A 25,528-nucleotide genomic window follows, 5' to 3' on the forward strand; every position below is an offset into this window, starting at 1 on the left:
GTGCTCGCGTCTGTCAGATCCACCCGTCGAGGGCCCGCATGAAGCCGTCGTGATCGTCGCGGTTGACGACGTGCCCGCTGCCTGCGACCACGCGCACCTCGAAGCCGTCGTCGCGCAGCCGGTCGGCGAGCTGCGGGCCGACCAGGCGCGAGCGGTCCGCGAGCACGACCAGCGACGGCACGGCCATGGTATCCGGCGCCCGCAGCGCACCCGGGGCGACCAGCGACGGCAGCACCGCGCGGTCGAAGACGCGGAAGGACTCGACCTCGATGGCAACGTCGGCCGGGTCCCACTTGGGGTTCACCTTCGCGATGCGGGCGGCGGACCGCCGCGCGAGCTGACGCAGGAAGGCGGGCGCGAGCATCCGCTGGAACCAGCCGGAGGCGGGCGACGAGAAGGCGGGGTCGACGTAGACCGCGCGCCGCGGGTCGAGGCGCTCGACGGCGAGGCTCACGGTCAGTCCGCCGAGCGAGTGGCCGACCACCAGGTCCGGCCGGGTCGGCACGGTCTCGACGACGTCGGCCGCCATCAGTTCGGCGGTGTACTCGTCGGCATGGGCGCTGTGCCCGTGCCCGCGCAGGTCGACGGCGACCACGTGGTAGCCGCGGCGCGCCAGCTCGGGGCCGACGCGGCGCCAGGTGCGCGAGTCCGACATGACGCCGTGGACGAGGACGGCGTAACGGTCGCCGCTCCCCCATTCGCGCGTGTGGAGCCTCATGCCAGGAACGGTAACCCTCGCGCCTGCGGAGGGGCAGGGCTTCCGCTACGCTCTGGCTGTGCATCCGGCGAGAGTCGCCGGTGAGGAGGCCAGCATGTCCGACGTCCCGCCGTTCCAGCCAGCGGTCCCGCCGACGCCTCCTGGCCAGCAGGGTCCGTACGGGCAGCCTCCGCAGCCGTACGGCCAGCAGCATCAGCCGTACGGGCAGCAGCAGCCGTACGGTCAGCAGCAGCCGTACTCTCAGCAGCAGTATGGCGCCCCGGCCGGCTGGGGACAGCCCGGTGAGCGGGAGGCGCGGCCGCGCACCCTCGGGCTCATCGCCATGCTCATCGCGCTCGCCGTGATCGTGCTCTCGGTGATCGCCTCGATCATCGTCGGCACCACGTTCGGGCAGTACGCAACGACCGGCGACGCGAGCTTCTCCTTCGACACGCGCGACCTCACGCCCGACCAGGCGGATGCCGTCGCCCCCGCCGGCATCGTGATCGGTGCGCAGATCCTGTTCGGCACGATCGCCGGCATCCTCGCCATCGTGCTCGGCATCATCGCGGTCGCCACGCGGCGCGGGCGTGCGTTCGGCGTCGTCGCGATCGTCGTGGCCGCGCTCGCCCCGCTGCTGTCGTTCGTGGTCTACTTCGTCGCACTGGCGGTCACCGCAGCAGCATCCTGACGCCTCGCCAGCACACATTCGGCACGAATGTACGTTTTGAAGGCACGAGAACACGCATTCGGCACGAATGTAGGCCGAGCCCGATGATCAGCGGGCGGTGTGGAAGCGGTTCTGCGCCGCTGTGACGCCCTCGGTGGCGATCTGCTCGACCGCATCCGCCGCGTCGGAGACGAGGATGGGGAGCGTCGTGCGCTCGGCGGCGCTGAACGCCTTCAGCACGTGGTCGGCCGCGGCCTGCGATCCGGGCGGGCGGCCGACGCCGACCCGCACGCGCGTGAAGTCGCCGGTGCCGATCGCCGCGATCACGTCGCGGACGCCGTTGTGCCCGCCGTGGCCTCCGCCGTGCTTCAGCCGGAGGGTGTCGAACGGGATGTCGAGCTCGTCCTGCACCACGATCAGGTGCGACGGATCGAGCGAGTAGAAGCGCAGCAGCTGCGACACCGGCCCGCCGGACACGTTCATGTACGTGTTCGGCTTGGCCAGGACGAACCGCGGGCCGCCGGGGGCGAGACGCCCCTCGGCGACCGTCGCGTTCGTCTTGTGGGTCTTGAAGGTCAGGCGGCCGCGCGAGGCGAGCTCGTCCAGGACCATCTGGCCCACGTTGTGACGGGTGGCGGCGTAGCCGGGCCCGGGGTTGCCGAGCCCGACCACGAGCCAGGGTCCGTCGTCGTGACGGGAGTCCATCGAGGAGGGTTACTCCGCGGCCGACTCGTCGGCGGCCTCGGCGGCGTCGCCGGACTCGGCGGCCTCCTCGTCCTCGGCGCGAGCGGCGGCCGGGACGACGATGTTGAGGATGAGGAGGTCCTCGTCCTCGGCGAGGGCGGCACCGGCCGGGAGCGCGAAGTCCTTGGCGTGGTACTGGGTGCCCTCCTCCGCGTCGGTGACGTCGATCACGATGCGGTCGGGGATGTGGGTGGCCTCGACCTCGAGCTTGATGGTCGGGATGTCGAGCACCGCGATGGTGCCCGAGAACGGCTCGCCCTCGACGTGCACGGGCACCTCGACGGTGACCTTCTCGCCGCGGCGGACGACCAGCAGGTCGAGGTGCTCGATGATCTGCAGCACCGGGTCCTTCTGCACGTCCTTCACGAGGGTGAGCTGGCTCGTGCCCTCGATGTCGAGCTCGAGCACGGCGTTGGCCTTGCGGAGCAGGAGGCTGACCTGGTGGCCGGGGAGGGTGACGTGCACGGGGTCGGTGCCGTGACCGTAGATGACCGCGGGGATCTTGCCGGCCGCGCGGATCTTGCGGGCCGCGCCCTTGCCGAAGCTGTCGCGACGCTCAGCGGCGACCTTGTTGGACTCGTCTGCCATGGTGACTCCTTGCCGGCATGCCGGCGATCGAGCGAGCCGGGGCTCGCAGTATGGGTTGTGTTCGACTCGAGCGCATCGAAGTGCGCGAGGAAAGACTGCGTAGCCTGCTCCACCGCGTCGATTACGGGTGCCGGAGCACCCCTCGCCGAAGTTCAGTGAGTCAGTCTACCGGAAATCGCGTCGGCCACCGCGCCGGGGCTGCCGGTGACGTCCACACGCATGCCCGCCTCGTCCTGCTGCAGCGGCTCGAGGGTCGCGAGCTGGGACGAGAGCAGCGTCGGCGGCATGAAGTGGTCGGTGCGCGCGCCCATCCGGTCGGCGATGAGCGTCGGAGCGCCGTCGAGCTCGGCGAAGAGCGCGCCAGGCGCCTCCGCCCGGATGAGGTCGCGGTAACGGCGCTTGAGCGCGGAGCAGGCGACGACGATCCCCTCGGGGCCCGACTGCGCGAGGGTGCGGCCGACCGAGGCCAGCCAGGGCGCGCGGTCCTCGTCGGTGAGCGGGATGCCGGAGGCCATCTTCGCGACGTTGGCGGCGGGGTGGAGGTCGTCGCCGTCCACGAACGGCGTGCCCAGCCGTTCGGCGAGCAGCCTCCCGACGGTGCTCTTGCCCGAACCGGACACCCCCATGACGACGATCAGCGGACGCTCCACCGGACCTCCCTCTTCCACCCGGTCAAGTATGCCGTGGACCGCATGGCGTCATCTTCGGCAGCGCTTCACACGGTGCCGCTAGGGTGAGAGGCACCCCGTCCAGCACGAAGGAGCAGCACGTGTCACAGGAAGCAACGGCCAACATCGGAGTCGTCGGTCTGGCGGTGATGGGGTCGAACCTGGCCCGCAACCTCGCCTCCCGGGAGGGCAATACGGTCGCCGTGTACAACCGCACGTATGCCCGCACCGAGGAGCTGGTGAACGCGCATCCGGAGGCCGGGTTCGTGGCGTCGGAGTCGATCGATGACTTCGTGGCGTCGCTGGCGACGCCGCGCACGGCGATCATCATGGTCCAGGCCGGGCGTGGTACGGATGCGGTGATCGATCAGCTGGTGGAGCGGTTCGAGCCGGGTGACATCATCGTCGACGGCGGCAACGCGAACTTCCACGACACCATCGCCCGGGAGAAGCGGGTCGCCGAGACCGGCATCCACTTCGTCGGCGCCGGCATCTCCGGCGGTGAGGAGGGCGCGCTCAAGGGCCCGTCGATCATGCCCGGCGGCAGTGCCGAGTCGTACGAGACGCTCGGCCCGATCCTCGCCTCGATCGCCGCCGTCGCCGAGGGCGAGCCGTGTGTGACCCACGTCGGCACCGACGGTGCCGGGCACTTCGTGAAGATGATCCACAACGGCATCGAGTACGCCGACATGCAGCTCATCGCCGAGGCGTACGACCTGCTCCGCACCGTCGGCGGCCTCGAACCCGCTGCGATCGCGGACGTGTTCGCGGAGTGGAACAACGGCTACCTGGAGTCGTACCTGATCGAGATCACCGCGGAGGTGCTCCGCCAGGTCGACGCCGAGACCGGGAACCCGTTCGTCGACATCGTCCTCGACCAGGCCGGGTCGAAGGGCACCGGCGTCTGGACCGTGCAGAACGCGCTCGACCTGGGCGTCCCGGTCGGCGGCATCGCGGAGGCCGTGTTCGCCCGCGCCGTATCCTCCAAGCCGAACCAGCGCGCCGCCGTGCAGGCGACCATCCAGTCGCGTCCCGACGTGCAGAAGGCGTCGGACGTGGCCGCTTTCGCCGACGACGTCTCGAAGGCGCTTTACGCGTCGAAGGTCGTCGCGTACGCGCAGGGCTTCGACGCCATCATCGCCGGCGCCGAGAAGTACGGCTGGGACATCCACAAGGACAAGATCGCGAAGATCTGGCGCGGCGGCTGCATCATCCGCGCCCAGTTCCTCAACCGCATCGCCGACGCCTACGACGAGAACCCGGACATCGCCACCCTGCTGGAGGCGCCGTACTTCGCCGACGCCGTCCGCGAGGGCGAGGCCGCCTGGCGGCGGATCGTCGCCACCGCCGCCCTCTCCGGTGTGCCGGTCCCGGGGTTCGGCGCAGCGCTGTCCTACTACGACTCGCTCGCGGTCAAGCGCCTCCCCGCCGCTCTCGTCCAGGGACAGCGCGACTTCTTCGGCGCCCACACCTACAAGCGCGTGGACAAGGACGGCGTCTTCCACACCCTCTGGAGCGGCGACCGCACCGAGATCGAGACGGAGCCCTCGACCCACTAGCCCCGGCCGCTAGCCGCCGAGCACAGGAAAAATGCCCTGGATCTGCTGGATCCGGGGCATTTTTCCTGTACTCGCGGGCTACGGCGTTGCAGACTCGGAGGGTGACGTTCGACGACCACCCCGAGCTGGCGGAGTACGAGCCGCTCGGTGAGCGGCCGCTGCGGGGGCGCTCCATGACCATCGCGACCCGTGTCTTCGTCGTCGTCGCGCTGGTGGCGCTCGTGCTGCCCGGGGTGCTGCTGACGATCAGCATCCAGACGAGCACCGCCGGGTACACCTGCGACGTCTACGCCCGCCACTACGAGCCCGACTCGGTCGGGTCGTCGGCCCGGTTCGAGCTGATGGGGCCGGTCGGACCCGGGTGGCAGTGCTACGCGCTCAACACCGAGGGCGACGCGACCTGGGTCGCTCCCCTCGGACTCATCCCCTCGACCCCGCACGCCCTGCGCTGAGCGCGGTCAGGCGGCGCCGTCGAACATGGAGGTGACCGAGCCGTCGGTGAAGACCTCGCGGATCGCGTCCGCGAGCAGCGGCGCGATCGGCAGCACGGTGAGGCGGTCCCAGCGCTTGTGCTCCGGAAGCGGGAGGGTGTCGGTCACGACCACGCGGTCGATCACGTCGCTCTGCAGCAGCTCGACCGCCGGGTCGCTGAACACCGCGTGCGTGGCGGCGACGACGACGCCGGTGGCGCCGGCCTCCTTGAGCGCCTCAGCGGCCTTCACGATCGTGCGGCCGGTGTCGATCAGGTCGTCGACCAGGAGGCAGACGCGGCCCTTCACGTCGCCGACGATCTCGTGCACCGAGACCTGATTCGGCACCAGCGGGTCGCGGCGCTTGTGGATGATCGCGAGCGGGGCTCCCAGCTTGTCGCTCCAGATGTCGGCGACGCGGACGCGGCCCATGTCGGGCGAGACGACCGTCAGGGTCGACGCATCGAGCTCGCGGCGCATGTGGTCGAGCAGCACGGGCATGGCGAACAGGTGGTCCACCGGGCCGTCGAAGAAGCCCTGGATCTGCGCCGCGTGCAGGTCGACCGACATGATGCGGTCGGCGCCGGCGGCCTTGAACAGGTCGGCGACGAGCCGGGCCGAGATCGGCTCGCGGCCGCGGCCCTTCTTGTCCTGGCGGGCGTACGGGTAGAAGGGCGCGACCACGGTGATCCGCTTGGCCGACGCACGCTTCAGCGCATCCACCATGATGAGCTGCTCCATGAGCCACTCGTTGATCGGCGACGTATGCGACTGGATGACGAACGCGTCAGAACCGCGCACGCTCTCGTCGAAGCGGGCGTAGATCTCGCCGTTGGCGAAGGTGCGGGCGTCGGTCGGAACCAGCTCGCTGCCGAGGGACTCGGCGATCTGGCGGGCCAGCTCGGGATGCGCGCGCCCCGAGATCAGAACGAGTCGTTTCTGGCCGGTCGCGGTGATCCCTGACACTTACTCTCCACTCTCGTCGCGGCCGGCGTCCGCTGCGCGGGCCGCCTGCGCGGCCTTGTCGGCGTCGGTGCCCGGCCGCTTCTCGGCGACCCAGCCTTCGATGTTCCGTTGCGGCGCGACGGTGATGGCGAGGGATCCGGCAGGCACGTCCTTCCGGACCACCGTTCCCGCCCCGGTGTACGCTCCGTCACCCATCCTAACCGGCGCGACGAAGACCGTGTTCGTGGCCGCTCGCACGTGGGAGCCGATGGTCGTCCGGTGCTTGTTCACGCCGTCGTAGTTGGCCGTGATGACGCCGGCGCCGAGGTTCGACTGCTCCCCCACCTCCGCGTCGCCGACGTAGTTGAAGTGAGCGAGCTTGGTGCCGGCGCCGATGGTCGCGTTCTTGGTCTCGGAGAACGTGCCGATCTTGCCGTTCTCGCCGAGCACCGTTCCCGGACGGAGGTACGAGAACGGTCCGACGGTCGCTCCGGCACCGATCACGGCGAGCGTGGCGTCCGTGCGCTTGACCGTCGCGCCCTCGCCGACCTCGCAGTCGAGGAGCGTGGTGTCCGGCCCGATGATCGCGCCGGTCTCGACCAGGGTCGCGCCGCGGATCTGGGTCCCGGGGAGGATCGTGACGTCGGGCGCGAGCTTCGCCTTCACGTCGATCCAGGTCGTCGCCGGGTCCTGGACGGTGACGCCGGCGAGCTGCCAGGTGCGGACGATCAGCGCGTTCAGCTTGGCGGCCGCGTCGCTCAGCTGGGCGCGGTCGTTGATGCCCTCGACCAGCCACGACTCGGACACGGGCAGGGCGTCGACGTCGAAGCCGGCCTCGCGGAGCAGCCCGATGACGTCGGTGAGGTACTTCTCGCCCTGGGCGTTGTCGGTGGTCACGGCGGCGAGCCGGTCGCGCAGCTGCGACAGGCCGAAGAGGTAGATGCCGGCGTTGATCTCGCCGATCGCGCGCTCCTCCTCGCTCGCGTCCTTGTGCTCGACGATGCGGTCGAGGCGGCCCTCCGGGGTCCGCACGATGCGCCCGTAACCGGTCGCGTCGGCGGGGAAGGTCGACAGGATGGTCGCTGCCGCGCTGCCGGAGCGGTGCGTCGCGATCAGCTCGCGCAGCGTGCCGGCGTCGAGCAGCGGCACGTCGCCGTTGACGACGAGGACGTCGCCCTCGAAGTCCGCGGGCAGCGCGGCGATCGCCTGCTCGACCGCACGGCCGGTGCCGGGGACCTCGTCCTGGTCGACGATCACGGCCTCCGGCATGTCGACGCCGATCACGTCGGCGAGCCGGTCGCGCTCGTGCCGCACCACGGCGATGACGTGCGCCGCGTCGAGCTCCTTCGCGGTCGCGAGCACGTGCGAGACGATGGGGATGCCGCCGAGCGGGTGCAGCAGCTTGGGGGTGGCGGACTTCATCCGCGTCCCCTGCCCTGCCGCGAGCACCACGATGGCGAGATTCTGGTCGGTCATGTCCCTCCCGGGGTCGGTGTGGCGGGCCTGCCGCTCCGCCTCCAGGACTCGAACCTGGACCTCACAGCTCCAAAGGCTGTCGTGCTGCCATTACACCAAGGCGGACCGCGCGGATCGCGCGTATGACAGTCTGCCAGACCGCCACTCGGCCCTCCCGCATCAGCGCTCGCTCCGGCAATAGCATGGGGGGATGCCGGATGCACAGGAGGTCGCGGGCGCCCGCGACGAGGTCGACCGCATCGTCGGCGCCTGGCGCAGGGAGCGGCCCGATCTCGACTTCTCGCCGCTGCAGGTGCTCTCGCGCGTCGACCGCCTCTCGCGCCACCTCGACCGCGCCCGCCGCGGCGCCTTCGAGCGCTCCGACCTCGACTCGTGGGAGTTCGACGTGCTCTCGGCGCTGCGCCGCGCCGGCACGCCCTACCAGCTCAGCCCGAAGGCGCTGCTGCAGCAGACGCTCGTCTCGAGCGGCACCATGACCAACCGCATCGACCGCCTGGTCGCGCGTGGCCTGGTCGAGCGTCGCACCGACCCGAACGACGGCCGCGGCATCCTGGTGCAGATGACCGCGCAGGGGCTCAGCCGGGTCGACGCGGCGATCACCCGGCTGGTGGATGCCGAGGCCGACCTCCTGGAGGCGCTGTCCGGGGCCGAGCAGGAGCGCATCGCGGCGCTGCTGCGCAAGCTGAGCCTGGGGTTCGACGTCGAGCACTGACGGGGACCGCACCACGGGCTCCCAGGAGACCGTTATCCCGCTCTCATAAAATCGGGGCGATATGAAGCTCTCCCGTCTCCAGCGCCTTCCCGCCCGGGCCAAACGCGCAGCCCGCTACGAGATCCACGCGCACTGGAGGCGGCAGCCGCTCGTCCTCGGCTCGGTGCTGTACGAGTCCTTCTCGGGCAACGGCATGCTGGACAACCCGGAGGCGCTGTTCCGCGAGCTGCTCGCGGCGGAGGACCTCCAGCACCTCACCCACATCTGGGCGCTCTCGGACCTCAAGCAGTACCGGGCGGCCGTCGAGGAGTTCGCCGGGCATCCGCGCGTCTCGTTCGTGCGCTACGGCTCGGCGGCGTACTACCGCGCGCTGGCGACGAGCCAGTACCTCGTCAACAACGCGACGTTCCCGCCGGACTTCTCCAAGCGTCCCGGCCAGGTGTACCTGAACACCTGGCACGGCACCCCGCTCAAGCGGATGGGCTACGACATCGAGGGCGGCGCGCTCGCGACCGCGAACATCATCCGCAACTTCGTGCAGGCCGACTACCTGCTCGCGGCCAACCCGTTCATGTCCGAGCAGATGTATCAGACGGCGTACAAGCTGACCGGCGTGTACCGCGGCACCCTCATCGAGGAGGGCTACCCGCGCATCGACCGCCAGCTGGTCGACGACCGAGGTCGCGCGGACGCGCGGCGCAGGCTGACCGAGGCCGGCATCCCTCTCGGCGACCGCAAGATCGTGCTCTACGCCCCCACGTGGAAGGGCGCCACCTTCGGCCGCCCCACCGACGACCTCGACGAGCTGCTCGACCACATCGCCCGCATCGAGGAGCGCATCGACACCAGCCGGTACGCGGTGCTGCTCAAGACGCATCAGACCGTCGCGAGGCTGGCGGTCGACCGGCCGGAGCTGCGACGCCTCCTCGTCCCGAACGAGATCCCGACCAACCTCGTGCTGGGCGCCTCCGACCTGCTGATCTCGGACTACTCGAGCATCTTCTTCGACTTCCTGCAGACCGGGCGGCCGATCCTCTTCTTCACGCCCGACCTCGCCGACTACGCCGGCACCCGCGGCCTGTACTTCGAGCCGGAGGAGTGGCCCGGGCCGACCTTCGCCTCCGCCCTCGAGCTCGGCGACGCCATCGCGGCGATCGCCGCCGACGACGACCGCGTGCCGGAGAGCCACCGCGACCGCTACCTCTCGATGCAGCGCCGGTTCACCCCGTACGAGGACGGCGCCGCCTCCGCACGCGTGGTCGACATCGTGTTCCGGGGTGTGCGCGACGGCTACCGGCTGCGCTCCGACCTCGCCGAGGACGGCCGCGAGAAGATCCTGCTCTACCTGGGCGGGATGCGGCCGAACGGGATCACGACCTCCGCCCTCAACCTGCTGAACAACCTCGACCACGACCGCTACGACGTGTCGGCGTTCTTCGCCCAGAGCCGCTCGCGCGCGAGCCTCGCCAAGCAGGAGCTGATCAACCCGGCCGTGCGGCAGTTCCCGCGCGTCGGCGGCATGAACGGCGCGAAGCTGCGGCACCTCGCCCGGCACCTCGACTTCCGGCGCGGCCGCATCGCGCAGCACGCCGACGTGCCGGCGCAGAACCGGCTCTGGGACGACGAGTGGTACCGCTGCTTCGGCGAGAGCCGGTTCGACTACGTGGTCGACTTCTCCGGGTACGGCCCGTTCTGGGCGACCCTGCTGCTCCACTCCCCCGCCGCCCAGCGCGCGATCTGGCTGCACAACGACCTCGCCTCCGACGCGCACCGCGAGGTCAACGGCCAGAAGCGGATGCTGCACAGCCTCACCCAGCTGTTCACGCTCTACGGGCAGTACGACCACCTGGTGTCCGTCTCCCCGACCCTCGCCGAGATCAACCGCACGTCGCTCGCCGAGTACGCCGCCCCCGAGAAGTTCGTGTCGGCGCTCAACACGGTCGACGCCGAGCACATCGTCGAGAACGCGGCGGGCGACCTCCACGAGCTGACCTTCGACGAGGAGACCGGCGCCGTGCCGGACTGGGCCGAGGCGCTCATGGCCGACGACGACATCGAGACCTTCGTCAATGTCGGCCGCCTGTCACCGGAGAAGAACCAGGCGCGCCTCATCCGCGCCTTCGCGTCGGTGCACGCCGAGAACCCCGCAACGCGTCTGGTGATCGTCGGCTCCGGTCCGCTCGCGGACGACCTGGAGGCGCTGGTCGCCGAGCTGGGCCTCCAGGGCTCCGTCTTCCTCACCGGCATGCAGCGCAACCCGCACGCGATCATGGCGCACGCCGACTGCTTCGTGCTCTCGAGCGACTACGAGGGCCAGCCGATGGTGCTGCTGGAGGCGCTGGTGCTCGGGCTGCCGATCGTCACGGTCGAGTTCGCCTCCGCCAAGAACGCCCTGCCCGCGGGCAGCGGCCTCGTTGTTCCGCAGACGGACGAGGGCGTGGCGGACGGCATGCGCGCGTACCTCCGCGGCGAGGTGCCGGAGAGCCGCTTCGACCCGGTCGCGTACAACCGCAAGGCGGTCGGCGAGTTCTACCGGGCGATCGGGGCGGTGCGGGAGCCGGTTCAGCAGTAGGCCGGCGGCGTCAAGCCCGGGCGATGAGGGCGGCGGTGTCGACGCCGGCCGGGAGCTCGCCGTAGAGCGCGCCGCGGTCGGGGCTGAGACGCCCGGCGACGAACGCGTCGGCGACCGCGGGAGGCGCGGTCCGGATCAGCAGGGAGGCCTGCAGCGCCACCGCGAGCGCGGCCACCAGCGAGCGAGCGTGGGCCTGGGCGAGTGCGCCGTCGACCTCCGCCGCCTCCCGCAGCCGGATGCGCAGCCGGTCGTGGTGGGCGTCGAAGGCCGCGTGGACGCCGCGTGCAGCCGCCAGCTCGCTGTCGAACGCCTCGCGGGGAGCCGCCTCGCGGCCGAGCGCGCGCAGCACGTCGAGCGCGATCACATTCCCTGAGCCCTCCCAGATCGCCATGACCGGCTGCTCCCGATACCGCCGGGCCAGCGGGAAGGCCTCGGTGTAGCCGTTGCCGCCCAGGCATTCGAGGGCTTCGGCCGCGTGCCCGGGGCCGCGCTTGCACACCCAGTACTTGCCGACGGCGGTGGCGAGCCGGCGGAAGGCGACCTCCTGCTCGGAGGCGTCGGCGTCGTGGGCGCGGGCGAGCCGGAGGGCGAGCGCTGTGGCGGCCTCCGACTCCAGCGCCAGGTCGGCGAGCACCGCGGTCATCGCCGGCTGGTCCACCAGGCGGGCGCCGAACGCCGACCGGTGGCGGACGTGCCAGGCCGCCTCCGCCACGCCCTGCCGCATCCCGGCAGCGCTGCCGAGCACGCAGTCGAGGCGCGTGCGGCTCACCATCTCGATGATCGTGCGGACGCCGCGGCCCTCTTCCCCCAGCAGGAAGCCGACGGTCCCGTCGAACTCCACCTCGCTCGACGCGTTGGAGCGGTTGCCGAGCTTGTCCTTGAGGCGCTGGACCAGGAACACGTTGCGGGTGCCGTCCTCCAGCACGCGCGGGACGAGGAAGCAACTCAGCCCTGCCGACGTCTGCGCAAGGACCAGGAACGCATCCGACATGGGCGCCGAGCAGAACCACTTGTGGCCCGTGAGCAGCCAGCGTCCCGCGCCGTCCGCGAGCGCGCGCGTGGTGTTCGCGCGCACGTCGGAGCCTCCCTGCTTCTCGGTCATCGCCATCCCGAACAGCGCGGACGCCTTGCCCGCGGCGAGCCGGCCGTCGTACTCGCGGCTGAGCAGCCGCGGCATCCACTCGGCGGCGAGGTCGGCGTCGGCGGCCAGCGCGGGCACGGCCGCATGCGTCATCGAAACCGGGCAGGCGTGCCCCGGCTCGACCTGCGCGAACAGCATGAACGTCGCTGCGCGCGCGACCGCGGCGCCCGGCCGCGGGTCGTCGAAGGCCGAGGTGTGCGCGCCGACGGCGACGGCGGAGGCGAGGATGCGGTGGTAGCTCTCGTCGTACTCCACTTCGTCGAGGCGGTTCCCCCAGCGGTCGAAGGCACGGAGCTGCGGTTCGCGCACATTCGCACGCTCGGCGTCGGCCTGGAACTCCGCAGACCCGACGTGCCGCCCGACGGCGCCGAGCTCGCCGAGCGCCCAGTCGGCGTCGTAGCGCGCGACCGCCTCGCGCAGCGGCACGTCGGCGGCGAACTCGTCCACGTCGACGCGCGGCGGAGGTTGGTTCACGACGTCGTGAGTGCTCATGGCGGTGGAGTCTAGTGGGAGAGACCGCCCGTCGCCCGGCTCACCCCTCCAGCCGCTCCGACAGCTCCAGCCAGGTCGTCTCGAGGTCGGCGATCTCGCCCTCGAGGCCGCGCAGCTGTTCGGTCAGGTCGCCGAGGCCGACGTAGTCGCTCTGGTCGTGGTCGGCGAGGGCCTGGTGGGTGGCGGCGACCTCGTCGGCGAGGCGGGAGAGGCGGCGGTCGATCGCGGCGAGCTCCTTCTCGGCGGCGCGCAGGGCGGCGCCGGTGAGGGCCGGCGCGGCACCGGGAGCGGAGGCGGCGACCGTCGACGCACCCGCGCCTCCGCGCACCGCCGACGCCGCCGACGCGGAGGGCGCCTGGCCCTTGCGCAGCCGCAGGTACTCGTCGATGCCGCCGGGGAGGTGCCGCAGCCGGCCGTCCATCACGGCGTACTGCTGGTCGGTGACGCGCTCGACGAGGTAGCGGTCGTGCGACACCACGAGCAGGGTGCCCGGCCAGGAGTCGAGGAGGTCCTCCATCGCGGCGAGCATGTCGGTGTCGAGGTCGTTGGTCGGCTCGTCGAGGATGAGCACGTTGGGCTCGTCGAGCAGGATGAGCAGGAGCTGGAGGCGGCGCTTCTGGCCGCCGGAGAGGTCCTTCACCGGCGTGGAGAGCTGCGCGTTGGTGAAGCCGAGACGCTCCAGCATCTGGCCGGGCGACACCTCCTTGCCGCCCGCGAGGTAGGTCGTGCGCTTCTCGGCGACGACCGCGCTGACCCGCATGTCGGCCAGCTCGTCGAGCTCGGCGAGCTGCTGGGTGAGGGTCGCGATCTTCACGGTCTTGCCGCGCTTGACCGTCCCGGCGCTCGGCTGGACCGTGCCGGCGACCAGGCCGAGGAGGGTCGACTTGCCGGCGCCGTTCACGCCGAGGATGCCGGTGCGCTCGCCCGGCGCGATGCGCCACTCCACGCCCTGCAGCACGGTCTTCGGCGGGTACTCGACGGCGACGTCGATCAGGTCGACCACGTCCTTGCCGAGGCGGGCGGTCGCCATGCGGGTCAGCTCGACGGCGTCGCGCGGGGCGGGCTCGTCGGCGATCAGCGTGGCCGCCGCGTCCATCCGGAACTTGGGCTTGGAGGTGCGGGCCGGGGCGCCGCGCCGCAGCCAGGCCAGCTCCTTGCGCATGAGGTTCTGCCGCTTCGTCTCGGCGACGGCCGCCATGCGGTCGCGCTCGACGCGCTGCAGCACATAGGCCGCGTAGCCGCCCTCGAACGGCTCGACGATGCCGTCGTGCACCTCCCACGTGCCGGTCGACACCTCGTCGAGGAACCAGCGGTCGTGCGTGACGACGACGAGCGCGCCCTGCCCGCTGGGCCAGCGGGTCTTGAGGTGCGCGGCGAGCCAGGCCACGCCCTCGATGTCGAGGTGGTTCGTCGGCTCGTCGAGGAACAGGACGTCGTGATCGTGCACCAGGAGGGCCGCGAGCGCCACGCGGCGGCGCTGGCCACCCGAGAGCTCGCCGATCGTCGCCTCCCAGCGGATGTCGGCCACGAGGCCCGCGAGCACATCGCGCACGCGCGGGTCGCCCGCCCACAGGTGCTCCTCGCGGTCGCCCACGATGGCACGGCCCACGGTCGTCGACGCGTCGAGGTCGTCCCGCTGGTCGAGCACGCCGACGGACACGTCGCGTCGCCGCGTCACCCGCCCTGCGTCGGGCTCCAGCCTCCCGGAGAGCAGGGAGAGCAGCGTGGACTTGCCGTCGCCGTTGCGCCCGACGATGCCGATGCGGTCGCCCTCGGCGAGCCCGAGCGTGACGGACTCGAAGACGACGCGGGTCGGGTATTCGAGGTGCAGGGATTCGGCGCCGAGGAGATGAGCCATGAGGATCTCCAGCCTACCGGGGCGGCGCCGGTGCGACGTGCGGTCACAGGGAGGCGTCCTGCCCGGTCTGAGCCTGTGGCGGCGGCGCCTGCCGCGACCATCATCGGCACCGACCAGCATCAGGAGGACCGGACGCGACCCCACGGCCGGCACGACGACGGCGGCCGGCCCGGAACCGGGCCGGCCGCCGTGCGTGCGCGCGACCGCCTACACCTGGATGGCCTTCAGCTCGGTGAACTCCTCCACCCCGGCGCGGCCGAGCTCGCGGCCGTTCCCGGACTGCTTGTACCCGCCGAACGGGGCGGCCGGATTGAAGTCGGCCCCGTTGAGGTAGACCTGGCCGACCTTCAGTTGCCGGGCGATGCGCATGGCGTGCGCGGGCTCGCCGAATACCGCCGCCGTGAGCCCGTAGACGGTGCCGTCGGCGATCGCCACCGCCTCCTCCTCGTCGGCGTAGGGGATGACCGAGAGGACCGGGCCGAAGATCTCCTCCTGCGCGATCGTGGAGTCGGGGTCGACGTCCGCGAAGATCGTCGGGCGGATGTACGCGCCGTGCTCGAGGCCGGGCACACGGCCGGGCCGCCGACGACCAGAGTGGCTCCGTCCGCGATCCCGCGCTCGATGTACGCGTTCACGCGCTGCCACTGCGCCTCCGACGCGAGGGGTCCGACGCGCACCGACTCGTCGCGCGGATCGCCGACGACGTAGGCCTCGGCTGCCGTCACGAGCTTCGCCACGACCTCCGCCTGCCGGTGCGCCGGGACCAGCAGCCGCGTCCACGCTCCGCAGGCCTGCCCGCTGTTGGTGAACACCGCGGCGAGGGTGTGCCCGACGGCGCTGTCCAGGTCCGCGTCGTCGAGCACGAGGTTCGCGGTCTTGCCACCCAGCTCCAGAGCGACCCGCTTGACGGTCTCGGCGGCGACCGCCGAGATCCGCTTGCCGGCGCGCGTCGACCCGGTGAACGAGATCATGTCTACGTCGGGGTGCGCGACGAGCGCTTCTCCGACGACAGGGCCGGTGCCGTAGACGACGTTGAAGACGCCGTCCGGGAACCCGGCGGCGGCCGTCGACTCGGCGAGGATGCGGATCGACAGCGGCGCGAGCTCCGACGGCTTGAGCACGATGGTGTTGCCGGCGAGCAGGGCGGGCGCCACCTTCGTCATCACCTGCTGCAGCGGGAAGTTCCAGGGGGTGATCGCGCCCACCACGCCCACGGGCTCGCGGACGATGGTCGAGTTGCCGACCTGCTCCGTCCACGCGACGGTGGGCTCGAGGTCCGCGGTCGCCGCCGTCACGAGCGCCGGGAAGCCGGCCTGGGCGGCGCGGGAGAGGGAGATGGGGGCGCCGATCTCGGCGGTGATCGCCCGCGCGATCTCCTCACGACGGTCGGTCAGCACGGCCGAGAGGCGGCGGAGGTTCTCGGCACGGTCGGCGGGCGCTGTCTCCGCCCAGCCGGGGAGAGCGGCGCGCGCAGCCTCGACCGCACGGTCGACATCGGAGGGCGTGCCTGCCGGCGCGGAGGCGACGATCGCACCGCTCGCGGGGTCGACGACGTCGAGCGCGCCACCGTCCGCGCGCACGACGGCACCGCCGATCCAGTGGCCGGCGATGCTGAGCTGATCTGTTGTGTTGGTCATGCCGCAACGATCTCTCCGCGCGACGGAGACAACCAGACCAGGAGCATCCGGGCATCGTCAACCAGGTACGGCGCATCCCCGGATCGTTCGACCATGGCGGGGGCCGCCCGCCACAGAGAGGATCGCATCGTGGACCGCACCCAGCTCGCCGACTTCCTGCGGACGCGCAGGAACGCCCTGCGCCCGGAGGACGTCGGACTCGCCTCCGGCACGAGACGACGCACCCCCGGCCTGCGCCGGGAGGAGGTCGCCGCACTCAGCGGGATCTCCGTCGACTACTACAACCGCATCGAGCAGCAGCGCGGGCCGGTGCCCTCGGAGCAGGTGCTCGCGGCGCTCGCGCGCGGGCTCCGGCTCACCCTGGAGGAGCGGGACCACCTGTTCCACCTCGCGGGGAGGCGCGTGGCCGGACGGGTGGCGCGCACCGACCATGTCAACGCCGGGCTGATGCGCGTGTTCGACCGGCTGCAGGACACTCCCGCCCAGGTCGTCAACACGCTCGGCGAGACGCTCATCCAAACACCGCCCGCGGTCGCCCTGCTCGGCGACGAGACGGCGTTCACGGGGCCGGCACGAAGCCGGGTCTTCCGCTGGTTCACGGATCCGGCGACGCGGCGCACGGCCCCGCCGGAGGATCATGCCCGCCACGGGCGCGCCCTGGTCGCCGGTCTCGCGGCGGCGGCCGCGGAGGGCGGTCCGCGCTCTCCTGCGGCGGCGCTGGTCGCGACGCTCCGCGCCGAGAGCGCGGAGTTCCGGGAGATCTGGGACGAGCATCCGGTCGCCGGACCGTACTGCGCACCGAAGCGCTTCCTCCATACCGACGTCGGCGAGCTGGAGCTCTACGGCCAGACCCTCCTCGACCCCGACCAGTCGCAGTCGCTGATGGTCTTCACCGCCGAGCCGGGCAGCGTCAGCGACGAGCGGCTCCGGCTGCTGTCTGTGCTGGGGCCGTTCGCACCGCGCACGGCCCCCTCCAACGGGTGATGCCGGTGCGCACCGCCTCCGTGCGATGATCCACTGAATCGGTCGCGCGACCCGAACCCGACTGCGGGGCCGTGAACGGGGGTAGTACGTGGTCGAGGGCGCCGCAGGGGCAGCGAGGCCGCTGTTCGGACGGGATCAGGCGCGGGAGACCATCCTTCTCGTCGCGCACCGCGCCGTCGACCGGGGCGGCGCCGTGCTGGTGACCGGGGAGGCCGGGCTCGGCAAGACCGCGCTCCTCGCCGACGTCGCCGAGCGGCTCGACGGTTGGACGCTGCTGCGCGTGCACGCCGACTCGTTCGAGTCCGACCTGGCGTACGCGACCGTCGAGACCCTCATCCGCGGCCTCAACGGCCTGCGCCGCGATCGCGCGCCGCGGCTGCCGCATCCCGAGCCCTCTGCGGACGCGCTCACGGTCGGACGGCTGCTGCTCGACGCCATCGACGCGATCGACGGGCCGGTGTGCCTGATCGTCGACGACGCGCAGTGGGTCGACGAGCCGTCGGCCCGCGCGCTGCGGTTCGTCGTGCGACGGCTGTCCGACCAGGGCTTCCTGTTCACCGCCGCCACGCGGCCGCAGCCGAACAGCGTCACAGCGCTCTTCGACGACGTCTCAGCGGCCACCGTGAACCACGCGCGCATCGACCTGGCGCCGCTCACGGTCGCCGACACCCAGGAGCTCGCCCAGCACCTCCTGGGACACGCCGTCTCGCGCAGGACCGCGACCAGGCTCACCGAGGCGACGCAGGGGTCGCCGCTGCTGCTCAGCGTGCTGCTGAAGCAGCTGCGCGAGACCTTCGCCCAGGCGCTGCACCCGGCCGGATGGGACCTCCCCGCCACCGCGATCACCCCGCTCGCGACCGCGATCGGCTCGGCGCTCGAGGGCGCGGAGCCGCCGGTGCGGGAGGCGGCGGAGACGGTCGCCGTGCTGCGGGACCCGCTCCCCCTCCCCGTGGTCGGCACGATCGCCGAGCGCCTCGGGACCACCGTCGACATCCCCGGCGCGGTCTCGCGCGGGCTCGTCCACGCCGGACAGCGCGACGGGGTCGTCTGGGTCGAGCCCGCGCACGCCCTGCTCGCGGACGCACTGACGGGCGGCATCCCGCTGGAACGCCGGGTCGCCCTCCACCGGATCGCCGCCGGGGTGCTCACCGGGCACCGCGCGCTGCGTCATCGGGTGGAGGCCGCCGACCGCACCGACCCCACGCTCGTCGACGAGCTGCTCGCTGCGGCGCTGACCTGCGCCGACCAGAACCAGCCGGAGCAGGCGTTCAGCTACGCCCGCTCCGCCGTGCACCTCGCCTCCGGCACCGAGCGCGAACGCGCGCTGATCGAGATCGGCCTGATCGCGATGCGGTTCCGGCTGCACGAGCGCATCTTCGAGCTGCGCGACGCGATCGAGGCGCTGCCGGCCTCCCCCTCCCGCGACGCCGTGCTGCTGGAGCTGCGGACGCTGACCGGCGACGTCCCGGGCGCCCTCGCGCTCGGTCTCGCGCTGGAGGCCGCCACCGACCGCGACCCCGACGCGCGGGTGATCCGCGTCCACGTCGCCGAGGCGCTCCCGAAGGTCTTCATGGCGATGGGCGACTTCGGCGGCGTGCTCGACCATCTGGAGCAGGCGCGGCGGCTGATCGCCGACTGCCCGGCTCCCGACGAGGTCGCCGACCCCGCGCTGCGCTGGATGGCGCACCCCGAGGAGCACCTCATGCGGCTGCTCGGCTGGGCGCTGAACTCGGCGGCGCATGCCAGACGGCCCGACCTGTTCCGCCCGCTCACCGCCGAGCTCGACAGCCTGCTGGACACGCACGAGTCGCCGGCGGCGGTCGACGCCCTGGTCTCCCGCTCGCGCGTCTTCATCCTCGACGGCCGCATCGAGCAGGCCCGCGCCGACCTCGCACGTGCGAACGCGCTCGTCCGGCGGTACCCCGGGAGCTGGACCGCCGGCTTCGCCCGCACGATCTACGCGCACATCCTCTTCCTCGTCGGAGAGTGGGAGGAGTCGGTCACCCTGGCCGACACCGCCGTCGCGCTCGCCCTCGACGAGACCGACCTGTCGTGCTGGCCGATCGCGCTGTGGACCTCCACCCTCGTCCGCGCCGGACGCGGCGAGGCGGAGGCCGTGGAGGAGCGGCTGCGAGCCGCCGCCCAGGCGCGCCCCGGCATCACCGGCTCGTACGACGGCGACCTCCCCTACCTCGCGCGCGCCGAGCTCGCCCGCGCCCTCGGCCGGCCCGGCGACCAGCTCGCCGCCGCCGAGGAGGCGGAGGCGGCGGCCAACCGCGGCTCCAACCTGGGCTGGCTCACCTACCGCGTCGACGCCCTCGCCGCCCTCGGGCGACCGGCGGAGGCGCGCGAGGCGTTCGACCGCTGCGCCGCGGCCGGCATGTGGCGCCCGTACTACGGCGGAGTGCGCTGGCTGGAGGGGCGCGTGCTGCAGGCGGAGGGCCGCCTCGACGAGGCGCGCGAGGCCTACCTGGCCGAGCTGGACGACCGGCCCGGGTGCGCCTTCCCGTTCCCCCGGGCAGTCGCCGCCCTCGACGCCGGGCTGCTGCTCGGCGGACTGGAGCCGGCCGAGGGCGCCTCGGCGTACGACCGCGCCCGCGCCGCCGAGCTGCTGGAGCAGGCGGCCGCGACCTTCCGCTCGCTCGGCGCCTCCGGCTACCTGATCCGCACCGCCCATGCCCTCGACCGGTTGCGCTCCGCGACGCCGGAGACCGCAGCGGAGACCGTCGCCGGAGCCACCGCCTCCGACCCGCTGGCGGCCCTGACCACCCGCGAGCGGCAGGTCGCGCACGCGCTCGCGGCCGGCATGACCAACAAGGAGATCGCCGAGCGGCTCTACGTGTCGGTCACGACGGTGAACTTCCACGTGCGCAACATCCTCGCCAAGCTCGGGCTGCGCTCGCGCCGCGACCTGCGGGGGCTCGGGCTGGGCCGGCGGGCGCCGAGGGGCGGACCCGTCAAGAGTTGACGGTTTTCCCCTGTGCGTTAGGGCGGCAGGCGTACCGCTCGCTAGCGTTGATGACACCTGGGATGCCCGGTCGCGCGGATGGAAACGCTTCCGAATCGACGAATCGTCTCAACCCGACATGCGCGCGATCCGGGCATCCGCGGGCAGCCCCCTGCACCTTCCTCCCGGCCCTGGGCGTCAATCGCCGAGGATGCGGGCGCCGTGCACCGGGCCGATCGCGCGCACCGCGGTGAGCCGGGCGGCGCTGAGCGCGATCTGCAGGTCGAGCGCCGAGTCGAGGTCGGCGGTCAGGAACGCGACCGTCGGTCCGGAGCCAGAGACCATGCCGGCGAGAGCGCCGTTCAGCTCCCCCAGCTCCAGCAGGTCGGCGATCTGCGGCGCGAGGTGGATGGCCGGGGCCTGGAGGTCGTTCGCCAGCGCGTCCGCGAGCATCTGCGGGTCGCCCGCCCGCAGCGCCTGCAGCACGGCGGAGTCGACGGTCGGCGACTGCTGCGCCGGCGCGATGTCGCGCGCGTGGCGCTCGCGGTGCCGGTCGAGCTCGCGGTACACCTCGGGCGTGCTGAGCTGCGTCTCGGGCAGCGCTAGCACCCAGTGGAACTGTCCCGTGGCGAGGGCGGGGCTGAGACGGTCGCCGCGGCCGGTTCCGACCGCGGTGCCGCCGACGAGGGCGAACGGCACGTCGGCGCCGAGCTGCGCGGCCAGCCCGTGCAGCTCCTCCCGCCCGATGTCGGTGCCCCAGAGCGCGTCGCAGGCAACCAGTGTGGCGGCGGCATCGGCCGAGCCTCCACCCATCCCGCCGGCGATCGGCACGTGCTTGTCGATCTCGAGCCGCACCCCGCCCGTATAGCCGGTGTGCTCGGCGAGGAGCCGCGCAGCCTTGATCGCGAGGTTGCTGTCGTCGGTCGGGAGCGCGCTCGTGTCGATCGTGCCGCCGAAGCTCACCGAGAAGTCGTCGGCCGGGTACGCGCGGACGTCCTCGTACAGCGAGACCGCCTGGTAGGCCGTCGCGACATCGTGGTAGCCGTCCTCCATGACGGCGCCGACACGCATGAAGACGTTGATCTTGCCCGGCGCGCGCACATGCACGACGTCCGCGTCCCACCCCGCATCGACCATGCTTCAAACCTACACAGTCGCGGCGGACCGGACGTGTCGCCGGGCGGTGGCCGTCACACGCGCGCGGCGGCGAGTCGCGCGAAGTCGTCGAGGGTCAGCTGCTCGCCGCGCAGCGACGGCTGCAGGCCGGCCGCCTCCAGCGCCTCCGCGGCCGCGGCCGGCTCGCCGTAAACGCGGGAGAGCGACTGCCGGAGGGTCTTGCGGCGCTGCTGGAACGCGGCGTCGACCAGTTCGAAGGTGCGGCGGCGCAGCTCCTCGTCTCCCGGAGGCTGATCGTGCCGCTCGAAGCCGACCAGCACCGAGTCGACGTTCGGCACCGGCCAGAAGATCTGCCGGCTGACGTTGCCCGCGGTGCGCCAGCGGCCGTACCAGGCGGCCTTGACGCTGGGCGCGCCGTAGACCTTGGAGCCGGGGTCAGCGGCGATCCGGTGGCCGACCTCCGCCTGCACCATCACGACGCCGGAGCGCAGCGACGGGAAGTGCTCCAGCAGGTGCAGCAGCACCGGCACGGAGACGTTGTACGGGAGGTTCGCCACGAGCCGGACGGGCTGCTCCGGCAGCTCGGTGACCGCAAGCGCGTCGCGGTGCACGACGGTGAGCCTCGACGCGGCGTCGGGAGCGAGCTGCGACACGGTCACCGGGAGCTGCTCCGCGAGGCGACCGTCGATCTCGACGGCGACGACACGAGCGCCCGCCTCCAGGAGGCCGAGGGTGAGCGAGCCGAGGCCGGGGCCGACCTCCACGACCACATCCCCCGCCTCCACCTCGGCCACGCGCACGATGCGGCGCACGGTGTTGGCGTCGATCACGAAGTTCTGGCCCAGCTTCTTCGTCGGCGTCACGCCGGTCAGCTCGGCCAGGTCGCGGATCTCGGCGGGGCCGAGCAGGCGCAGCTCGCTCACGCGATGATCCCGATCGGCTGCGTCGGCGGCGGACCGACCGGCTCGCTGTCCCAGCGGCCGTAGACCAGCTCGGTGTTGGAGTTGACCTGTGCGGCGAGCGTGGAGGGGTCCGTGCCGATGATCTCCGCCATCGCCCGGAGCGTGTGCGGGATCAGATACGGCGCGTTCGGCCGGCCGCGGTAGGGCGTCGGAGTGAGGAACGGCGCGTCGGTCTCGACCATGATCAGGTGGCGAGGAGCGGCCTCCAGCGCCTCCCGCAGGTTCGGCGCGTTCTTGAAGGTGATGTTGCCGGCGAACGACATGTACCAGCCGTTGTCGGCGCAGACCCGGGCGAGCTCGGCGTCGCCCGAGAAGCAGTGGAACACCGTCCGCTCCGGGGCCCCGACGCGCTGGAGGGTCGCGACGACCGCCGCGTGCGCGTCGCGGTCGTGGATCTGCAGCGCGAGGTCGTTCTGCTTGGCGATCTCGATGTGGGCCTCGAACGACCGGAACTGCGCGTCGCGTCGCGGCCCCGCCTCGGTGCGGAAGAAGTCGAGCCCGGTCTCGCCGATCGCCCGCACGCGCGGCCGGGTGGCGAGCTCGGCGATGATCGCAAGCGCGTCGTCCAGCTCCCCGCGCTCGGCGTAGTCGGGGGCGTCGTTCGGGTGGAGGGCCACGGCCGCGAGCATCCGCGGCTCGACGGCCGCCGTCTCGGCCGACCAGCGCGAGGTCTCGACGTCGGTGCCGACCTGCACGACCCCGCGCACGCCGACGCTGGAGGCGCGGTCGAGGTGCTCGCGGTAGTCCAGCGGCTGCTCGCCGTCGGCGATCTCGAGGTGGGTGTGGTTGTCGTAGACCGGGACGGTCAGCGCCTCCGGCAGCGGCGGGTACGCGAGGTCCCGGCCGTCGGTGACGTGCCGCTGCCGGATGAACGCCGGGTCGGTCATGCTCCCGGCACCGCGTCCGCGTCGATCCGGGGGAACAGCGCCTCCAGCGGGCTGACGGTCGTGCCCGGCGGCAGCTGCCCCCAGTCGCCCGCACTGCGCAGACGCTGTGCGTCGAGGGCGCCGAGCGTGCCGGAGACGCCCAGCGCCTCCCACAGCTTCGCCGTCGCCTGCGGGACGACCGGCGAGAGCAGCACGGCGAGCGCGCGGAGACCCTCCGCGGCGGTGTACAGCACCGAGCTGAGGCGCTCGCGGTTGGCCTCGTCCTTGGCGAGGGTCCACGGCTCCTGCGCGGTGATGTACCCGTTCAGCTCGTCGACGACCGTCCACACCGCGGTGAGGGCGTCGTGGATGGCGAGCCGGCTCATCGCGGCGTCGGCGTCGGCCGTGGCCTTCGCGACGACGCGCTGCACGGCGAGGTCGGCCTCCTCGTACTCCGCCGGCGTGGGGACCGCCCCGCCGAAGTACCGGGTCACCATCGCGACGACGCGCGAGGCGAGGTTGCCGAAGCCGTTGGCGAGCTCCGCCTGGTAGCGGGCCGAGAGGTCCTCCCAACTGAACGAGCCGTCCTGCCCGAAGGCGATGGCGCGCATGAAGTAGTAGCGGAACGCGTCGGAGCCGAAGGTGTCGGTGATCTGCGTCGGTGCGATGCCGGTGAGCTTCGATTTCGACATCTTCTCGCCGCCGACGAGCAGCCAGCCGTGGCCGTACACCCGGTGCGGCACCTCCAGCCCCGCGGCCATCAGCATCGCGGGCCAGATGACGGCGTGGAAGCGGAGGATGTCCTTGCCGACGATGTGCGTCGCCGGCCAGCGGCGCTCGAACGCGGCCTCGTCCTGGCCGTAGCCGATGGCGGTGATGTAGTTGAGCAGTGCGTCGAACCAGACGTAGACGACGTGCTCCGGATCCCACGGCACCTTGATGCCCCAGTCGAAGCTGGAGCGCGAGATGGAGAGGTCGCTGAGCCCCTGGCGCACGAAGCTGACCACCTCGTTGCGCGCCGACTCCGGCTGCACGAACTCCGGCCGCTCCTCGTACAGGGCGAGCAGGCGGTCGGCGAAGTCGCTCATGCGGAAGAAGTAGTTCTTCTCCTGCAGCAGCTCCAGCGGCTTCGAGTGGATGGCGCACACCTTCTGGCCCTCGTACTCGCCGACGCCGTCCACGATCTCACTCTGCGGCTTGAACTCCTCGCAGCCGACGCAGTAGAGCGCCTCGTACTCGCCCGCGTAGATGAAGCCGTCGTCGTACAGCTTCTGCAGGAACTTCTGCACGTTCTGCTCGTGCCGCTCGTCGGTCGTGCGGATGAAGTCGTCGTTGGCGATGTCGATCGTCTTCAGCAGCGGCAGCCACTCGTTCGTCACCAGCCGGTCGGCCCACTCCTTCGGGGTCGTGCCGTTGGCGGTGGCCGTGCGGAGGATCTTCTGCCCGTGCTCGTCGGTGCCCGTGAGCAGCCACGTGTCGTCACCCGCCTGGCGGTGCCAGCGCGCGAGCACGTCGGCCGCGACCTCCGTGTACGCGTGCCCGATGTGCGGGACGTCGTTCACGTAGAAGATCGGCGTTGTGATGTAGAACGAGGAGCCGTCGGACATGCTGACCATCCTACGGGCGGATGGAGGGCGGGCCGGGTGTGTTACCGGCAAGCGGCCCAGGGTGTCGGAGCTGAAGCTGGTATCATCAGAGCCGAATAGGAGGATTCGGCGCTATGAAGACAGAAGAAGAGCTGAAAGGACTTCCGCACGTCCCGATCAGCACCTTCAAAGCGAACCCGGCGCATTACCTGGAGACAGGCGCGCTCATCACGACCCACGGTCACGTGCGAGCGGCTTTCGTGCCGATGGACGAGCCGGACGAGCTGCCCGGACTCGACTCCGTGAAGGCGCAGCTCAAGCTCCTCAGCCGCATGCGTCAGCCCGACCATGTCGCGGAGGAGCTGCGCGACCTCCGGCGGACCCGGGACTCCGAGGACGTCGGAGAGCCTCGATGACCCGGGAGGCTCGCACGGCGTCGTCCCGGCCGGCCGGACCGGCGCTGCTCGACACCAGCGTCCTCATCTCCGGGCTCTCCGAAGAGATGATCGACCGCATCGAGCTGTACCGGTCGTCGATGATCTGCCGTGCCGAGCTGGCACAGGGGCTCGCCGCCTTCGAGAAGGACCCCTCGCGATTCGCGCAACTGGCCATCCGCCGGGAGCTGCTGCGGCTGCTCGACTCGATCCCGGGCTTCTGGTTGGAATTCGATCGTGCCGCCTCCGACGCCTATGGATCACTCACCGCCGAACCGAAGACGGCGCTCCCGCTGAAGGATGCCCTGATCGCTGCCCACGCTCTTGCCGCCGGGCTCCCGCTGTTGACCGAGGATGCGGGGTTCAGCCGCTTCCCCTCCGTCGACGTCCGACGACTCCGGTAG

General features: G+C 71.8%; 22 protein-coding genes, 1 tRNA gene and 1 pseudogene. 9 read left to right on the forward strand and 15 right to left on the reverse strand.

Going from position 1 to position 25,528, the window contains the following annotated elements:
- Positions 1–13: 13 nt before the first annotated feature.
- Positions 14–718, reverse strand: coding sequence for an alpha/beta fold hydrolase (locus P5G50_RS15475; protein ID WP_301212129.1), 705 nt, complete (start codon positions 716–718; stop codon positions 14–16).
- Between the two features lie 94 nt (positions 719–812).
- On the opposite strand from P5G50_RS15475, the gene P5G50_RS15480 reads away from it, so the two are divergent.
- Positions 813–1,388 carry a hypothetical protein gene (locus P5G50_RS15480; RefSeq protein ID WP_301212127.1) on the forward strand — a complete coding sequence of 192 codons (576 nt, stop codon included), beginning with the start codon at positions 813–815 and terminating at the stop codon, positions 1,386–1,388.
- An 87-nt stretch (positions 1,389–1,475) separates the two neighbouring features.
- Here the strand turns inward: P5G50_RS15480 and pth are convergent, their stop codons facing one another.
- The 3 genes from pth to P5G50_RS15495 form a co-directional block, all read right to left on the reverse strand.
- Complete coding sequence (gene pth, locus P5G50_RS15485) at positions 1,476–2,072, reverse strand: aminoacyl-tRNA hydrolase (RefSeq protein ID WP_301212126.1); 597 nt, start codon at positions 2,070–2,072, stop codon at positions 1,476–1,478.
- Between the two features lie 9 nt (positions 2,073–2,081).
- Complete coding sequence (locus tag P5G50_RS15490) at positions 2,082–2,699, reverse strand: 50S ribosomal protein L25/general stress protein Ctc (protein ID WP_301212125.1); 618 nt, start codon at positions 2,697–2,699, stop codon at positions 2,082–2,084.
- 152 nt (positions 2,700–2,851) lie between these two features.
- Positions 2,852–3,367: a gluconokinase gene (locus P5G50_RS15495; RefSeq protein ID WP_301212124.1), complete on the reverse strand. Its 516-nt coding sequence runs from the start codon at positions 3,365–3,367 to the stop codon at positions 2,852–2,854.
- A 101-nt stretch (positions 3,368–3,468) separates the two neighbouring features.
- Between P5G50_RS15495 and gndA the strand changes: the two genes are divergently transcribed.
- Both gndA and P5G50_RS15505 read left to right on the forward strand, forming a co-directional pair.
- Positions 3,469–4,926: an NADP-dependent phosphogluconate dehydrogenase gene (gene gndA, locus P5G50_RS15500; RefSeq protein WP_301212123.1), complete on the forward strand. Its 1,458-nt coding sequence runs from the start codon at positions 3,469–3,471 to the stop codon at positions 4,924–4,926.
- Between the two features lie 101 nt (positions 4,927–5,027).
- Positions 5,028–5,378, forward strand: a complete 351-nt coding sequence (locus P5G50_RS15505; protein ID WP_301212122.1) for a hypothetical protein — start codon at positions 5,028–5,030, stop codon at positions 5,376–5,378.
- Between the two features lie 6 nt (positions 5,379–5,384).
- Here the strand turns inward: P5G50_RS15505 and P5G50_RS15510 are convergent, their stop codons facing one another.
- The 3 genes from P5G50_RS15510 to P5G50_RS15520 all read right to left on the reverse strand — a co-directional run bounded on the left by P5G50_RS15510 (position 5,385) and on the right by P5G50_RS15520 (position 7,922).
- Positions 5,385–6,362 (reverse strand): ribose-phosphate diphosphokinase, encoded by a 978-nt coding sequence (locus P5G50_RS15510; RefSeq protein WP_301212121.1) that lies wholly within the window; start codon positions 6,360–6,362, stop codon positions 5,385–5,387.
- A complete protein-coding gene (glmU, locus tag P5G50_RS15515) occupies positions 6,363–7,817 on the reverse strand; it encodes a bifunctional UDP-N-acetylglucosamine diphosphorylase/glucosamine-1-phosphate N-acetyltransferase GlmU (protein WP_301212120.1) in 1,455 nt (484 codons plus the stop codon). It abuts the gene before it with no gap.
- 33 nt (positions 7,818–7,850) lie between these two features.
- Positions 7,851–7,922: transfer RNA gene (locus P5G50_RS15520), tRNA-Gln, on the reverse strand.
- Between the two features lie 85 nt (positions 7,923–8,007).
- Here P5G50_RS15520 and P5G50_RS15525 point away from each other — a divergent pair.
- Together P5G50_RS15525 and P5G50_RS15530 are read left to right on the forward strand one after the other, a co-directional pair.
- Positions 8,008–8,529, forward strand: a complete 522-nt coding sequence (locus tag P5G50_RS15525; protein ID WP_301212119.1) for a MarR family winged helix-turn-helix transcriptional regulator — start codon at positions 8,008–8,010, stop codon at positions 8,527–8,529.
- 61 nt (positions 8,530–8,590) lie between these two features.
- On the forward strand, positions 8,591–11,101 hold the full coding sequence (locus tag P5G50_RS15530; protein ID WP_301212118.1) for a glycosyltransferase: 2,511 nt from the start codon (positions 8,591–8,593) through the stop codon (positions 11,099–11,101).
- Between the two features lie 10 nt (positions 11,102–11,111).
- On the opposite strand, the gene P5G50_RS15535 is transcribed toward P5G50_RS15530, so the two are convergent.
- The 4 genes and pseudogenes from P5G50_RS15535 to P5G50_RS15550 form a co-directional block, all read right to left on the reverse strand.
- Entirely contained in the window at positions 11,112–12,734 is a 1,623-nt protein-coding gene (locus P5G50_RS15535) for an acyl-CoA dehydrogenase family protein (RefSeq protein ID WP_301212117.1), read from the reverse strand.
- 40 nt (positions 12,735–12,774) lie between these two features.
- Entirely contained in the window at positions 12,775–14,592 is a 1,818-nt protein-coding gene (locus P5G50_RS15540; protein WP_301212116.1) for an ABC-F family ATP-binding cassette domain-containing protein, read from the reverse strand.
- 207 nt (positions 14,593–14,799) lie between these two features.
- A complete protein-coding gene (locus P5G50_RS15545; RefSeq protein ID WP_301212115.1) occupies positions 14,800–15,237 on the reverse strand; it encodes an aldehyde dehydrogenase family protein in 438 nt (145 codons plus the stop codon).
- Positions 15,228–16,229, reverse strand: a pseudogene (locus P5G50_RS15550) (aldehyde dehydrogenase family protein); the annotation flags it as partial. The pseudogene P5G50_RS15550 and the gene P5G50_RS15545, both read right to left, overlap by 10 nt.
- A 129-nt stretch (positions 16,230–16,358) precedes the next feature.
- On the opposite strand from P5G50_RS15550, the gene P5G50_RS15555 reads away from it, so the two are divergent.
- Both P5G50_RS15555 and P5G50_RS15560 read left to right on the forward strand, forming a co-directional pair.
- Positions 16,359–17,213 (forward strand): helix-turn-helix transcriptional regulator, encoded by an 855-nt coding sequence (locus P5G50_RS15555; protein ID WP_301212114.1) that lies wholly within the window; start codon positions 16,359–16,361, stop codon positions 17,211–17,213.
- 88 nt (positions 17,214–17,301) lie between these two features.
- Complete coding sequence (locus P5G50_RS15560; RefSeq protein ID WP_301212113.1) at positions 17,302–20,181, forward strand: helix-turn-helix transcriptional regulator; 2,880 nt, start codon at positions 17,302–17,304, stop codon at positions 20,179–20,181.
- 177 nt (positions 20,182–20,358) lie between these two features.
- Here the strand turns inward: P5G50_RS15560 and P5G50_RS15565 are convergent, their stop codons facing one another.
- Genes P5G50_RS15565 through metG form a run of 4 tightly spaced genes read right to left on the reverse strand, consistent with a single transcriptional unit; the run spans position 20,359 to position 24,711 of the window.
- Positions 20,359–21,297, reverse strand: a complete 939-nt coding sequence (locus P5G50_RS15565) for a 4-(cytidine 5'-diphospho)-2-C-methyl-D-erythritol kinase (RefSeq protein ID WP_301212112.1) — start codon at positions 21,295–21,297, stop codon at positions 20,359–20,361.
- Positions 21,298–21,350: 53 nt separating this feature from the next.
- A complete protein-coding gene (gene rsmA / locus P5G50_RS15570; RefSeq protein ID WP_301212110.1) occupies positions 21,351–22,199 on the reverse strand; it encodes a 16S rRNA (adenine(1518)-N(6)/adenine(1519)-N(6))-dimethyltransferase RsmA in 849 nt (282 codons plus the stop codon).
- Positions 22,196–23,125, reverse strand: a complete 930-nt coding sequence (locus P5G50_RS15575) for a TatD family hydrolase (RefSeq protein WP_301212109.1) — start codon at positions 23,123–23,125, stop codon at positions 22,196–22,198. The genes rsmA and P5G50_RS15575 overlap by 4 nt, the downstream gene beginning before the upstream one ends.
- Positions 23,122–24,711, reverse strand: a complete 1,590-nt coding sequence (gene metG, locus P5G50_RS15580; RefSeq protein WP_301212108.1) for a methionine--tRNA ligase — start codon at positions 24,709–24,711, stop codon at positions 23,122–23,124. The genes P5G50_RS15575 and metG overlap by 4 nt, the downstream gene beginning before the upstream one ends.
- Positions 24,712–24,824: 113 nt before the next feature.
- Here metG and P5G50_RS15585 point away from each other — a divergent pair, with 113 nt between their 5' ends.
- Together P5G50_RS15585 and P5G50_RS15590 are read left to right on the forward strand one after the other, a co-directional pair.
- A complete protein-coding gene (locus P5G50_RS15585) occupies positions 24,825–25,106 on the forward strand; it encodes a type II toxin-antitoxin system Phd/YefM family antitoxin (RefSeq protein ID WP_301212106.1) in 282 nt (93 codons plus the stop codon).
- Positions 25,103–25,528, forward strand: a complete 426-nt coding sequence (locus P5G50_RS15590) for a PIN domain-containing protein (protein ID WP_301212105.1) — start codon at positions 25,103–25,105, stop codon at positions 25,526–25,528. Before P5G50_RS15585 ends, P5G50_RS15590 begins: the two co-directional genes overlap by 4 nt.

It is taken from the genome of Leifsonia williamsii (assembly GCF_030433685.1).
Classification (GTDB): domain Bacteria; phylum Actinomycetota; class Actinomycetes; order Actinomycetales; family Microbacteriaceae; genus Leifsonia; species Leifsonia williamsii.